Annotated in this window: 17 protein-coding genes and 1 pseudogene; 6 read left to right on the forward strand and 12 right to left on the reverse strand. The window is 68.0% G+C overall.

Annotated features, from left to right (window positions below):
• Window positions 1-65 precede the first annotated feature (65 nt).
• From phaR to hemF, 4 genes are all read left to right on the forward strand, one after another.
• On the forward strand, window positions 66-722 hold the full coding sequence (phaR, locus tag CSW59_RS10570) for a polyhydroxyalkanoate synthesis repressor PhaR (protein ID WP_099444005.1): 657 nt from the start codon (window positions 66-68) through the stop codon (window positions 720-722).
• 49 nt (window positions 723-771) lie between these two features.
• Window positions 772-1,104, forward strand: a complete 333-nt coding sequence (locus CSW59_RS10575) for a hypothetical protein (protein ID WP_099444006.1) — start codon at window positions 772-774, stop codon at window positions 1,102-1,104.
• Window positions 1,105-1,204: 100 nt separating this feature from the next.
• On the forward strand, window positions 1,205-1,270 hold the full coding sequence (locus CSW59_RS20605; protein ID WP_106907273.1) for a hypothetical protein: 66 nt from the start codon (window positions 1,205-1,207) through the stop codon (window positions 1,268-1,270).
• Window positions 1,271-1,364: 94 nt separating this feature from the next.
• Window positions 1,365-2,252 (forward strand): oxygen-dependent coproporphyrinogen oxidase, encoded by an 888-nt coding sequence (gene hemF, locus CSW59_RS10580; protein WP_099444007.1) that lies wholly within the window; start codon window positions 1,365-1,367, stop codon window positions 2,250-2,252.
• Here hemF and CSW59_RS10585 read toward each other — a convergent pair whose 3' ends face one another.
• From CSW59_RS10585 to CSW59_RS21830, 6 genes and pseudogenes are all read right to left on the reverse strand, one after another.
• Window positions 2,253-2,960 (reverse strand): type 1 glutamine amidotransferase, encoded by a 708-nt coding sequence (locus CSW59_RS10585; RefSeq protein WP_099444008.1) that lies wholly within the window; start codon window positions 2,958-2,960, stop codon window positions 2,253-2,255.
• 20 nt (window positions 2,961-2,980) lie between these two features.
• On the reverse strand, window positions 2,981-4,198 hold the full coding sequence (locus CSW59_RS10590; protein ID WP_099444009.1) for a CCA tRNA nucleotidyltransferase: 1,218 nt from the start codon (window positions 4,196-4,198) through the stop codon (window positions 2,981-2,983).
• A gap of 48 nt (window positions 4,199-4,246) precedes the next feature.
• A complete protein-coding gene (locus CSW59_RS10595) occupies window positions 4,247-4,897 on the reverse strand; it encodes a CoA pyrophosphatase (RefSeq protein ID WP_099444010.1) in 651 nt (216 codons plus the stop codon).
• Complete coding sequence (locus CSW59_RS10600; RefSeq protein WP_099444011.1) at window positions 4,894-5,466, reverse strand: DUF1285 domain-containing protein; 573 nt, start codon at window positions 5,464-5,466, stop codon at window positions 4,894-4,896. The genes CSW59_RS10595 and CSW59_RS10600 overlap by 4 nt, the downstream gene beginning before the upstream one ends.
• 39 nt (window positions 5,467-5,505) lie before the next feature.
• A complete protein-coding gene (locus CSW59_RS10605) occupies window positions 5,506-6,051 on the reverse strand; it encodes a GNAT family N-acetyltransferase (protein ID WP_099444012.1) in 546 nt (181 codons plus the stop codon).
• A gap of 64 nt (window positions 6,052-6,115) precedes the next feature.
• A pseudogene (locus tag CSW59_RS21830) lies at window positions 6,116-6,157 on the reverse strand (hypothetical protein).
• A gap of 97 nt (window positions 6,158-6,254) precedes the next feature.
• Here CSW59_RS21830 and CSW59_RS10615 point away from each other — a divergent pair.
• Window positions 6,255-7,523, forward strand: a complete 1,269-nt coding sequence (locus CSW59_RS10615; protein WP_099444555.1) for an MFS transporter — start codon at window positions 6,255-6,257, stop codon at window positions 7,521-7,523.
• A gap of 3 nt (window positions 7,524-7,526) precedes the next feature.
• On the opposite strand, the gene CSW59_RS10620 is transcribed toward CSW59_RS10615, so the two are convergent.
• Entirely contained in the window at window positions 7,527-8,006 is a 480-nt protein-coding gene (locus CSW59_RS10620; RefSeq protein ID WP_099444013.1) for a GNAT family N-acetyltransferase, read from the reverse strand.
• Between CSW59_RS10620 and CSW59_RS10625 the strand changes: the two genes are divergently transcribed.
• The gene (locus tag CSW59_RS10625) at window positions 8,005-8,343 is read left to right on the forward strand and encodes a TfoX/Sxy family protein (protein WP_201722776.1); all 339 of its coding nucleotides are present in this window, start codon (window positions 8,005-8,007) and stop codon (window positions 8,341-8,343) included. The genes CSW59_RS10620 and CSW59_RS10625 overlap by 2 nt on opposite strands.
• Here CSW59_RS10625 and CSW59_RS10630 read toward each other — a convergent pair.
• The 5 genes from CSW59_RS10630 to CSW59_RS10650 all read right to left on the reverse strand — a co-directional run bounded on the left by CSW59_RS10630 (window position 8,340) and on the right by CSW59_RS10650 (window position 12,663).
• Entirely contained in the window at window positions 8,340-9,197 is an 858-nt protein-coding gene (locus CSW59_RS10630) for an NAD(P)-dependent oxidoreductase (protein ID WP_099444014.1), read from the reverse strand. The two genes, CSW59_RS10625 and CSW59_RS10630, sit on opposite strands and share 4 nt — an antisense overlap.
• 14 nt (window positions 9,198-9,211) lie before the next feature.
• Window positions 9,212-10,183: an SDR family NAD(P)-dependent oxidoreductase gene (locus CSW59_RS10635; RefSeq protein ID WP_099444015.1), complete on the reverse strand. Its 972-nt coding sequence runs from the start codon at window positions 10,181-10,183 to the stop codon at window positions 9,212-9,214.
• Window positions 10,184-10,307: 124 nt separating this feature from the next.
• Window positions 10,308-11,078: an enoyl-CoA hydratase gene (locus CSW59_RS10640; RefSeq protein WP_099444016.1), complete on the reverse strand. Its 771-nt coding sequence runs from the start codon at window positions 11,076-11,078 to the stop codon at window positions 10,308-10,310.
• A gap of 1 nt (window position 11,079) precedes the next feature.
• A complete protein-coding gene (locus CSW59_RS10645; RefSeq protein WP_099444017.1) occupies window positions 11,080-11,520 on the reverse strand; it encodes a MarR family winged helix-turn-helix transcriptional regulator in 441 nt (146 codons plus the stop codon).
• Window positions 11,521-11,565: 45 nt separating this feature from the next.
• Window positions 11,566-12,663 (reverse strand): MBL fold metallo-hydrolase, encoded by a 1,098-nt coding sequence (locus CSW59_RS10650; protein WP_201722777.1) that lies wholly within the window; start codon window positions 12,661-12,663, stop codon window positions 11,566-11,568.
• Window positions 12,664-12,683: the final 20 nt, after the last annotated feature.

Genomic DNA, 12,683 nt, shown 5'->3' on the forward strand with positions numbered 1-12,683 from the left:
CATGCCTTTGCATTCGCGATAGTGCGATGCGAAAAGCGGACGGAAACCGCTGTCTAGGGAACGAAATGTCCGAGAACCCTGAAAAAGGCGAAACGGCCGCCGGGACCGAAAAAACGGCCGGCCAGCGCGTGATCATCAAGAAATACGCCAACCGTCGCCTCTACAACACAGCGTCTTCCTCGTACGTCACCCTGGAACATCTCTCGGAGATGGTGAAGGAAGGCGTCGATTTCGTGGTCTACGACGCCAAGACCAACGACGACATCACCCGCTCTGTCCTGACCCAGATCATCTTCGAGGAAGAAAACCGCGGCGGCGGCCAGAACCTGCTGCCCATCCAGTTCCTCCGCCAGCTGATCGGCTTCTACGGCAACTCCATGCAGGCCTTCCTGCCCTCGTACCTGGAGATGTCGCTGGAGAGCTTCACCAAGCAGCAGGAGCGGCTGCGCGGCCAGCTGTCCCACCTGGCGCCTGGCAAGATGCCTGGCATCGGCGTCTACGAGGAGCAGATCCGCCAGAACATGGCGCTGTTCGACCGCGCCATGAAGATGTTCTCGCCGTTCGCCTATGTCCGCCCCGAGGACGCGCCCGCCGCGCCGCCCGAGCCCGCGCCGGCGCAGACTCCGCCGCCCTCCGCGCCGACAGACGACTCGCTGGCCGACCTCAAGCGTCAGCTGGCGGCGATGCAGGAACAGATCGCCAAGCTGGCCACAAAGTCTTAACCACGCCTGGCGAGGCCTTCTTAACCGTCTCGTCTCTACCGTCCCTGACATGAACGGCCCGATTGATCCCATTCGACGCCCTGGACTCACGCGACGCGCCCTGCCCGCGCCGCGCGACGCCAGCCGTCATGAGGATGAAGAGGATGTCGTGCTGAGCGCCGAGAACGCGGACGAAGACGAACAGCCAGCGCCCTCTCCGCCACGCCGCGAGGGCTTCGCCGCCTTCGCCGCCCACCTGATGGGCCAGTCTGGCCAGAAGAAGGGCCTGCGCGGTGGGCAGGAAGTGCTCAACGCGGCCAGATCGACCTACCTCGGCACCGAATATTCCGGTCCCGCCGACCGCCGCCCCAAAGCCGGCTTGATCAAGAAGACCAACATCTAGCGCCGTGGCGCGGCTGTTGGCCCCATAGCGCCCATCGGCCGCCGCCTTGGCGCGGAACTTGCTTGACCTCTCGCGCACTCATCGTCGCGAGCCTGTCATGCTGTCTCTCGCCATCCGCATCTTCGACGTCGCCGTCGTGGCCCTGATCTTCACCGCCCTCACGTAAGGGACCGCCCGTCGCCGATAGAATTTCGCCGCGTTCGACGTCCCAGTCGAACAACCCCTTTGCACGGGCGCGCAGGGCGGCTTAATCGGCGGGCATGAGCACCGAACAAGACCTCGACGCCCAAGACCTCGACGCTAAGAAGGCCCACGCCCGAGCGTGGTTCGAAAGTCTGCGCGACCAGATCTGCGCGGAATTCGAGCGCCTGGAAGACGAGGCGCCGGCGGACCTCTATCCGGGCGCTCCAGGCCGCTTCGAGAAGAAGCCCTGGAACCGCGAGGCGGGCGGCGGCGGCGTGATGGGCATGATGCACGGCCGCCTGTTCGAGAAGGTCGGCGTCCACGTCTCGACGGTGCATGGGACCTTCACGCCCGAAATGGCCAAAAACATGCCAGGCGCCGACGAGGATCCTCGTTTCTTCGCCACCGGCATCAGCCTGATCGCGCACATGACCAATCCGCGCGTGCCGGCCGTGCACATGAACACCCGCTTCATCGCCACGACCAAGAGCTGGTTCGGGGGCGGCGGCGACCTGACGCCCTTGCTCGGCTACCAGCGCCAGCAGGACTTCCCGGACGCCATCGACTTCCACGCCGCCTACCAGCGCGCCTGCGACAAGTACGATCCGACCTGGCACGCAAAGTACAAGGCCTGGTGCGACGAGTACTTCTTCCTGCCGCATCGCAACGAGCCGCGCGGCGTCGGCGGCATCTTCTACGACCACCACGACAGCGGCGACTGGGCGCGCGACTTCGCCTTCACCCAGGACGTCGGCCGCGCCTTCCTGGAAATCTACCCGACCCTGGTGCGTCGGCGGATGGGCGAGACTTGGACCACCGACGAGCGCGAGCAGCAACTGGTCCAGCGGGGCCGCTACGTCGAGTTCAACCTGCTCTACGACCGCGGCACGACCTTCGGCCTGAAGACCGGCGGCAATGTCGAGTCGATCCTCAGCTCGATGCCGCCGGCGGTGAAGTGGCCCTGATCAGGCCTTGGAGCTCACCTGGCCCAGGAAGCGATTGATCCAGTCCGCCATCCGCGCGCGGTCGTTCGCCTGGCCCAGACTGGCGATCGCCGCGTCGGCCTGCTCGTCCGTATAGCGCGTCCCACGACGCGCCTCGATCAGCGCCGTGGCGTAGGTCGGATCGAACTCCGGGTGGAACTGCATCGAGATCGCCTTGGCGTCGTCGTATGCGAGGATGCCGTAGGGGGTGAAAGCGCTGCCGGCCAAGACACGAGCGTCGGAAGGCAATTCGACCACCTGGTCCTGGTGCGACGCTGGCACGGCCACCGCGTCGGCGCCGTCCATCCAGGGCGCGGGATCGGACACCGCGTAGGCGTGCAGGCCAACGCCCCACCCCTTGTCGGACTTCACCACCTTGCCGCCGAACGCCTCGGCCATGATCTGGTGGCCAAAGCACACGCCGACCAGCGGCGTCTCGCCCTTGGCCTGGCGCAAGAACGCCTTCAGCGGCTCGATCCACGGTAGCGGGTCGTAGACGCCCGCCGACGAGCCGGTGATCACATAGGCGTCGTTCTCGGCCGGGTCCTGAGGCAGCTCGCCCTGCTGGACGTCGTAGGCGCGATAGACGTAGCCCGGCCCCAGCAGCGTCTCGAACATCGAGGCATAGCTGCCGTACTTTTCGAGCAGGTCACCCGGCGGTTGGCCGGTCTCGAGCAGGCCGATCTTCAAGCGAGCCTCCGTTGTTGGACTCAATAGGCCATTCCCTGAGCGACGGCCTTCAAGCGTTCGATAACGCTGAACTTGTCCTCGATGAAGTCCTGGTCGATCCACCACAGCTCGACCTCGCGCCGAACCTTGCCGACCAGCGGGCCCTTGGGCACCCCAGCCTTCAGGATCTCGTCGCCCGTCAGCGGCAAGGCCGGCGGCGTCCAGGTCTCGGCCAAGGCCAGCAGGGCGCGCCACTGCGGCGTGGTCGAAGCCCGCTCGGCGCCGGCCCAAGCCAGCTTCACCTGGTCGCGGAAGGCGCGCGGCCCCAGCGCATAGATCGCTCGGCGAGCTTCGCGTGGGCTCATCCACGAGACGATCTTGGGGCCCTCGCGCTTGGCCTCGATGATCCGGTCGCGGTCGGCGTTGGACAGGCGAAGGCGCTCGGCCAAGACCTTGGCGCCGCCGTCGTCGGGCGTCAGGGCGGCCAGGCGCAAAATGGGGTCGGTCTCGAACAACTGCTCGGTCTCAATGGCGACCAGGGCGTCGAAGCGGGCCAGCGACGCCACCGTCGGCAGGATCGCGGGCAGAACGCCAGTGGCCGCCATCAGGCGAAAGGCCGGTCGCGGGTCTTCCGCCGCCAGCGTCTTCAGCAGCTCCTTCTGGATCCGCTCAGCCGTGCCGCCCAGCAGCATGTCCTTCAGCGCCGCGCAGGCGGCTAGGGCCTCGGCGTCCGGCTCGAGCCGGCCGTACCAGGCCTGGAAGCGGAAGAAGCGCAGGATGCGCAGATAATCCTCGCGGATGCGGGTCATCGGATCGCCGACGAAGACCACACGACCGGCGCGGGCGTCCTCGACGCCTTGGCCGACGGGATCGTAGACCGTCCCTTCGGCGTCGGCGTAGAGCGCATTGAAGCGGAAGTCGCGACGTTCTGCGTCCTCGGCCCAGTCCTTCGTGAAGGCTACCACCGCCCGTCGGCCGTCGGTGGCGACGTCCCGGCGCAGGGTCGTGACCTCGTAGGGGCGACCGCCCGAGAGCGCCGTGACAGTGCCGTGCTCGACGCCGGTCGGCACGGCGCGCAGGCCCGCCTGCTCGATCGCCGCGATCGTCTGGTCGGGCGTCAGGGTCGTGGCGATGTCGACGTCGTCGACCGGCTTGCCCATCAAGGCGTTGCGGACGCAGCCGCCGACAAAGCGCGCGCAACCCGCGCCGCCCTTCGCCTCCAGGGCCGCGACCACCGCCTGGGTCTGGGGCAGCGCCATCCAGGGGGGCGCACCGATCGAAACGCCGCTCAAGCCTCTATTCCCCCTCTAGCCCGTGCGCGCCGCGAGCGCGTCGTCATAAAGCCGTTCGTACAGCGATCGCAGCATGCCCGCCGTCGCGCCCCAGATGAAGCGGTCGTTCCAAGGCATGGCGTAGAAGTGCCGCCGCTCGCCGCCAGGCGCCTCGCGATGCTGACGTTGATGATTGGCTGGGTCCATCAGGAAGTCGAAGGGCGTCTCGAAGACGTCCGCCACCTCTTCGGGACTGGGCGTGAAGGTCGCGCGCGGGTCGATGAAGCCCACCACCGGCGTTACATGGAAGCCGGTCACGGTCTGGTAGCCGTGCAGCAGGCCCGCCAGAGTCACGCAGGCCGGATCAAGGCCCACCTCTTCGTTCGCTTCGCGCAGGGCGGTGACCCAAGGCGTCTCGCCCGGATCGCAGCGCCCGCCCGGAAAGGCGATCTGGCCGGTGTGGCTGCGCAGGGTGTCGGAGCGGCGGGTCAGGAGGACGGTCAGCCCCTCCTCGTGCTCGATCAGTCCGACCAGCACGGCGGCGGGGCGCAGGGCGTGCGGATTGTCGAACTTCAGGCCCGGATTGAGGTCGAAGTCCGAGCGAAGCGGATTGGCCAGGCTAGGGTCGTAGTCTTCGATCGGGTCGAGGCGGCTGGTGATCCAGGCGCGGCGTTCGTCGCGCGTCATGCCGGCGCCGATCCTGGAGGCGCGATCGGAAAGAAGGCGCCGTTCGAGGCCACACCCCAAACGCCGTCCTTCGGCCTCGCCAGCTCGGCCAGCTCATAGAACACAGGCCGAGCGATCAGGGCTTCGAGCCCCCGACGAACATGCACATAGGGGCGAGGCTCGCCGGTGGCCGGGTCGATCTCGACGCGGATGGCGTTCTCGGGACCGGCCACGACGGTGTCGCCGACATTGGTCTGGAAGACGAGGGCGTCGCCTTCCCGATCGACGCGGGTGGCGATGAACGGCGCGTCCTCGACCGTGATCTTCATCTTTTCGACGGGCGTGACCAGGTGATAGCCGTCGGGATCCAGCCGCAGCACCGTCGAGAACAGGCGCACCAGCGCCTCCCGGCCGATCGGCGTCCCCTCGTGGAACCAGACGCCGTCCTTGCGGATGCGGATGTCGATCTCGCCGCAGTGGGTCGGATTCCACAGCCATACCGGCGGCAGGCCGCGTTCGCCGGAGGCCCCCGCGTCCTTGGCGGCCTGGGCGACGCCTTCCAGGCCAGTCTTGGCGGGCGCGTCGGTCATACCGATCAGTTAGGCCGTCCCGCCGTCCGGCTCAAGCGATCATGACGTCGCGCATATGCCCGGAGCGATCGCGACGGGACCCGAGAGGCCCTCGTCGCCGCCTTGCCGCAGCGGCAGCAGCAGCACCCGTCGCTGGTCGACCGGCCCCGGCATAACGACGCCCGCCGTATGGGCGTTGGTAAAGCCGATCCGGCCAAAATAGGGGCCGTCGCCGACCAGGAGAACGGCGCGCCAGCCGGCGGCGCGAGCGGCCTCGCAGGCGCTCGCGACGAGGGCTTGGCCGAGACCGGCGCTACGCTCGTCGGGATCGACCGCCAGCGGCCCGAGGAAGGCCACGGGCTCGCCGCCGATCGTCACCGGCCACAGGCGACAGCAGCCCACCGGCTGGCCGTCACGCAAAGCGACGAACGAGCATTCAGCAAGAAGCGCATTGCCCTCGCGCAGGCGCTCGGACGACTTGGCGAAGCGGCCAGGTCCGAACACCCGGTCGATCAGGGCGGTGACGGCCGCCTCCATCGCCGGGGTCTCGAGGACGAGGGGCGGATAGGCGGACGAAGCGAAAAGGGTCTGGGAAGCGGAGGTCATCGGCCTTCGGGGAATGCGAAAGAACGTCGGGGAGCTCCCGACGCGAAGGCGCGAGGGGAGAGGCTTAGATCGTGGCGCGTTCGCGCGGCATTCGTCGCAGGCGCATGCCCAAAAACCTCCAGAAGGTGCGCGCGCTGTAGGGCCAAGGCTTTCTCAGGTCAATAACGTTGCGGTGTGGGAGCTTCGTCCTATGTTGCGGCCCAATGTCCGACCAAGCTTCAGCCGAGACCGGCCCCGCCCCCGACACCTCTACCCGCGCCTTGTTGCGGGAGCGTGACTTTCTCCTGTTCTGGGTGGCGCGGTTCAGTTCGACCCTCGGCGTGCAGATTCAGTCGGTGGCCTTAGGCTGGCAGGTCTACGCGATCGCGCGGATGACCAAGTCGGTCGGCGAGTCGGCCTTCCTGGTCAGCATGATCGGCCTGGCGCAGTTCCTGCCCCTGTTCCTGCTGACCTTGGTGGCCGGCGAGACGGCCGACCGCCGGACCCGCAAGCTGATCGTGGCCGCGACCCTGGCGCTGGACGCGGTCAGCGCGGCCGTCCTGCTGGTGCTGGCGCTGATGGGCTCGCACCAGCTGTGGCCGATCTTCGCCATCTCGGTGGTGTTCGGCGCCAGCCGTGCGTTCCTGTCCCCCGCCAGCAGCGCCATGGGCCCGATGCTGGTGCCGCGCCCGCTGCTGCCTCGCGCCATCGCCTGGAACTCGCTGTCCTGGCAGGCCGGCTCGATCGTCGGCCCAGCCCTGGGCGGCCTGTTGCTGATCCACTCGCCGGCCCTGGCGTTCGGAGCCTCTTTCGGCCTCTACCTGCTCGCCGCCCTTCTGGCCCTCTCGATCCGCAAGACCACCAAGCCAGAACAGCAGCCCGGCTCGCGCATGGAACTGATCAAGGAAGGGCTATCCTACGTCTGGAACAACAAGATCGTGTTCGGCTCGATCTCGCTGGACCTGTTCGCGGTGATCCTGGGCGGCGCGACCGCCCTGCTGCCGGTGTTCGCCAAGGACGTGCTGCACATCGGCCCCGGCGGCTTTGGCCTGCTGCGCGCCTCGCCGGCCATCGGCGCGACCCTGGTGGGCCTGTATCTCGCCGCCAACCCCATCCGGCGCAACGCTGGCGCGATCATGTTCGTGGGCGTGGCGGTGTTTGGCCTGGCGACCACAATTTTCGGCCTGTCCAAGCTGGTGTGGCTGTCGGTGGCGGCCCTGGCCGTGCTGGGCGGCGCCGACATGCTGTCGGTCTATGTCCGCCAGACCCTGGTGCAGATCGTGACGCCGGACGCCATGCGCGGCCGCGTCGCCGCGGTCTCGGGCGTCTTTATCAGCGCCTCCAACGAGCTGGGCGAGGTCGAGAGCGGCGCGGCGGCCTGGCTGCTCGGTCCCGTCGGCGCGGCGGTGTTCGGCGGGATCGGGGCCATGGCCGTCACGGGGATCTGGGCCTTCCTGTTCCCCGAGCTGCGCAAGGCCGACCGGCTGGAATAGCGGTCAGGCGCCCGCCAGTTTCCTAAGCGCCTCGCCCGTCATCCGGCGGATGATCCATTCGTCCATCGAGGCCGCCCCCAGGCTGTCATAGAAGGCGATCGACGGCGCGTTCCAGTCCAGGACCGACCATTCGAGACGCCCCAGCCCCTCGTCGACGCAGCGCTTGGCGAGGTTGGCCAGCAGGGCTTTGCCGGCGCCGGCGCCTCGCGCGGCCGGCCGCACGAACAGGTCCTCCAGATAGATCCCGTGGCGGCCGACGAAGGTCGAGTAGTTGTAGAACCAAAGGGCGAAACCGACCGGCTGGCCATCCAGCTCGGCGATGTCGGCGAAGGCGCGGGGCTGGGCGCCGAACAGGGCCGCCTCGGTGTCGGCCTGCGTCGCCTGGACCGTATCCAGCAGCTTCTCATAGTCCGCCAGATCGAGGATGAATTGATGGATCAGGGCCGCGTCGGCGAGCGTGGCGGAACGAACTGAAACGGGCATGGCGGTCTCTTCGGACTATCGGGACTTCGTTCTGGAGCAACTGGCGCCGCTGGGCCAGGTCACCGCCCGCCGGATGTTCGGCGGCGTGGGGATCTACGCCAACGGCCTGTTCTTCGCCCTGATCGACGACGACGTCCTCTACCTGAAGACCGATGAGTCGCTGAGGCCCGAATTCGAGGCCGCCGGCTGCCACGCGTTCGCCCCGTTCGGCGCCGACAAACCGATGAGCTATTGGACCGCGCCGACCGAGGCCCTGGACGACCAGGACATCCTGCTGGACTGGGCGCGCAAGTCGCTTGAGGTGGCCGGCCGCAAAGCGGCCGGCAAGAAGCGCTAGCCGATCTTCACCCCCGGCGGCGGGACGCTGTCCTCGGGCACGAAGAAGTCGGGCATCAGGGTCGCGGCCGGATCGACTTTGTAGTGATCGAAGTCGCGCACGCCCTCGCCATAGAGGAAGGTGTCGTCGATGAGGAACTGGCCCGAAAACGCCCGCGCCCGCTTGTTGAAGATCGCATAGGCCGCGTCGGCCATGATCTCCGGCGTCCGGCAGTGCCGCAGCCCCTCCTCGCCGGCCAGGGCGAACTGGATGGCGGCGGTGGCGATGCCGGTGCGCGGCCACAGGGCGTTGAAGGCGATGCCGTCGGCCTTGAACTCCTCGGCCATGCCCAGCACGCACATCGACATGCCGAACTTGGCCATGGTGTAGGCGACGTGCGGCCCGAACCAGCGCGGCGACATGTCCAGCGGCGGCGACAGCATCAGGACGTGCGGGTTCGCGGACTTCTTCAGATACGGGATGCAGGTCTTCGTCGTCAGAAACGTGCCGCGCGTATTGATCTGGTGCATCAGGTCGTAGCGCTTCATGTCGGTCGACAGCGTGCCGGTCAGCGAGATGGCCGACGCGTTGTTCACGCAGATGTCGATCCCGCCGAACGTGGCGACGGCCTTCTCGACGGCCTCCTGGACATTGGCCTCGTCGCGGACGTCGACCACCAGCGGCAGGGCCTTGCCGCCCGCCGCCTCGATCTCGGCCGCGGCGGAGTAGATGGTGCCCGGCAGCTTGGGATGGGCCTCGGCGGTCTTGGCCGCGACCACGACATTGGCGCCGTCGCGCGCGGCGCGAAGGGCGATGGCCAGACCGATGCCGCGCGAGGCGCCGGTGACGAACAGGGTCTTGCCCTTGAGGCTCATGACGTGTCTCCGCTTCAGGCGCCGGCGTCGGTGGTCTCGACCGACAAGGCCCACAGGCGCCCGGCGGCCTCGGGGTCGAGGGCGTGGGGCATGACGCCGACCCACGGCGCCTCCTTGCTCCACGGGACGGCCTGGGCGCAATCCTCGAGATAGAACCCGCCGACGCCTTCCAGCTCGTCGCCGACGGCCGCCCAGACGCTGGTGGCCGCGCCCTGCTCGGTCGTCTTGAAGCCCTCGCGGGGTTGGTCGTTCTCGTCCAGCCAGCCCAGCGCGCGCTGCTCCTCGATCGGTAGGTGCCGCTGCAGCGGGGTCATGATGCCGCCCGGCATCACGGCGTTGGCGTTGACGCCCTTGTCCCTGAACCGCTTGTCGAAGCCGAGCGCGAACAGGCTGTTGGCCGTCTTGGCCTGACCATAGGCCTCCCACTTGTCGTAGGGGCGCGTGTTGTAGTTCGGGTCCTCGAAGTTCACCGGCGAGCGGCGATGGCCGATCGACGACAGCGAGACCAGCCGCGAGCGGTGGCCCGAATGCGCGGCGCCATCGACCAGGTTGGGCGCCAGCAGCACCGACAGCAGGAAGTGGCCGAAGTGGTTGGTGCCGATCTGCATCTCCAGCCCATCGACCGTGCGCGACAACGGGCAGGCCATGACGCCAGCGTTGTTGATCAGCAGATTCAGGCGGCGGTCGCCCCAGCGGTGAGCAAAGTGGCGGACGGCCTCCAGGCTCGACAGGTCCAGCATGCCGAAGCTGACCCGCTTCATGCCGACTTCCTCGTTGATCTGGTTGGCGATCTCTTCGCCCAGCTCCGGCTTGCGGGCGGCGATGATCACTTCCGCGCCGGCCAGCGCCAGGGCCCGCGCCGTCTCGACGCCGATGCCGGTGGCCGCGCCGGTGACGATCGCCACCTTGCCGGAAAGATCGTGGCCCGCGACCACCTCGCGCGCCGTCGACTTGGCCCCAAAGGGCGAGGTGATCCTATCCGCCATGGCGTTCCTCTCCTTATGATCTGTCTTCCCGGGCGAGCGAAGCGCAGACCCGGGATCGCGGCAAACTCAGAGTATCCAGCGGTCCCGGCTCGGCGCGCTTCGCGCTTGGCCGGGATGACAGCTTCTACTGAACCTTCGCGAAGTCCGCAGGCCTGCGCTCCATGAAAGCCATGAACGCCTCGCGCGCCTCGGCGGTCTGGAGGCGGGCGGCGAACTCGGCGCCCTCGACGTCCATCAGAGCCGCGATCTTCTCGGCGTCGCGCATCAGGCGCTTGGTGGTGGTCAGGGCGCCCAGCGGACGCTTGGCCAGTTGGTCGGCGGCGGCGCGGGCCTTGGCCCGAAGATCGCCGGCCTCGACGGCGGCGTTGGCCAGGCCCCAGCCGACGGCGGTCGCGCCGTCCACCGCCTCGCCCAGGGCGAACATGGCGTAGGCGCGGGCATGACCGATGCGGGCGGGCAGCAGCCAGCTCGACGCGGCTTCGGGCACCAAAGCCAGGTTGACGAAGGGCACAGTCAGCCGCGCGTCCGGCGTCACATAGACGAGGTCGCAATGCAGCAGCATGGTCGTGCCAACGCCGACCGCCTGCCCCTGCACGGCGGCGACCAAGGGCCGCGTCGCGTGGGCCAGAGCCTTCAGGAACCGCCACACGTGCCGCTCGCCGGTGAAGGCGCCGGTCGCCTGGGCGGCGAAGTCCTGCAGGTCGTTGCCAGCGGTGAAGCTGTCGCCTTCGGCCTGGAAGACCACCACGCGGATCGCGGGATCCTTTTCCGCACGCTCAAGACCGTCGGCCAGGGCGCCGTACATTTCGTTGGAAAGCGCGTTCTTCTTCTCGGGACGCGCCAGGGTGAGGGTCATCACGCCGGCGTCGATCTCGACCTTCACGTGGTCCGTCATTTCAAGCATCTCCCTTGGGGAATTTAGTCTGCAGGCTGGCCAGCCAGCGCGCGACCACATCGATTTCGTCGTCCGTGAAGCCCTCGACGAGCTGCGCCTTGATCCCCTGGAGAGCGGCCTTGGCCTCTTCCCGCGCCGCCCGGCCCTTGTCCGTCAGGCGCAGACGCATGGCTCGACCATCCTTGGGGTCGGCGCAACGCTCGACCAGCTCGGCCTTGGTCATGCGGTCGATCAGGCCGGTCATCGCCGAGGGCGCCAGATCCAGCGCGTCGGCCGCCTCCCCGATCAAGGCGCCATCCTTCTCGCCGAGAAAGAACAGCACGCCTGATTGCGCCGCCGTCAGACCGCCCTTGGCCGCCATCTTGGCCTCGAGCCAGCGCTGCACGCGGCGATGGCCGGCATTGAGCAGGAAGATCAGGCGGCGGTCTTGCGCGACGGGCATGGATCAAGCGTTATGCTTCGCACGCGAAATGTCAAACGAGCGTTTCTAGTCCTCGTTAGAAAGCGCCGCGTACCAAGCGACGCCTTCATCGTCCATCCGCCGGCCAATCCGTCCTCGGCGGATCAGGCAATTGAGATGCGCCAGCGCCTCGCCCGTCGCCATGCCCAGCAGGTCCGGACCGATCGGCCGGGCGAAGAGCGCCCCAAAGGTGTCGACGACGCGCTTGGGCTCGACCAGCTTCTTCTCCAGGCGCCCCAGGCCCCGCTCGTGTCCGGAGATCAGACCGTCGATCCGCGTGTGCAGGCCTTCGAACGGGTCGTTGTGGGCCGGCAGGACGATCACGTCGTCCGGAACCGTGGCCTTGACCTTGGCCAACGAGCGCAGCCAGTCGCTCAACGGGTCGGCGTCCGGTTCGGTCGGGAACACCGAGACGTTGGACGAGATGCGCGGCAGCACCTGGTCACCGGAGATCAACAGGTTCAGCTCCGGGCACCACAGGCAGGCGTGGTCGGGCGAGTGGCCCTGGCCCGTGACGACCGTCCAAGTCCGCCCGCCGACCTTGAAGTCCTCGCCGTCGCTCAGGCGGCGATAGCTGTCGGGCAGGGCGTAGATCGCCTTGCCGAAGCCGCCGAAGCGGGCCTTGTAGTTCTCGATCGCATCCTCGTCCCAGCCAGCGGCGCGGAAGAACTTCACGCCGTCCTCGGGCGCCTCTCGCCCGGTGTCAGCCACCAGCATCCGGCATTGGAAATATTCCAGCCGCGTCATCCACAGCCGGCAGTCGAACTTGCGGGTGATCCATCCGGCCAAGCCGATATGGTCAGGGTGCAGATGGGTGACGATGACCCGGGTGATCGGGCGGCCGCCCAGAACGCCGGCGAAGGCCGCGCGCCAAGCCTGGCTGGTCTCGCCGGTCTGCACGCCGGTGTCGACGATCGCCCAGCCCTCGCCGTCCTCGATCGCCCAGACATTGATGAATTGCAGCGAGCCGCCCAGCGGCATGCGCAGCCACAGGACGCCCGGCGCGACCTCGACCGCCTCGCCCGAACCCGGCTCCGGCGCCGTTTCGAAGGGATAGATCAGGCGTCCGGCCTTCTTCGGCGCCTCGGCCTCATCCCTCGTCTCGTCCTCAAATCCGTCGCGCATTCCGTCCCCTTCCGGCGGTC

Source organism: Caulobacter sp. BP25, assembly GCF_002737755.1.
Classification (GTDB): domain Bacteria; phylum Pseudomonadota; class Alphaproteobacteria; order Caulobacterales; family Caulobacteraceae; genus Caulobacter.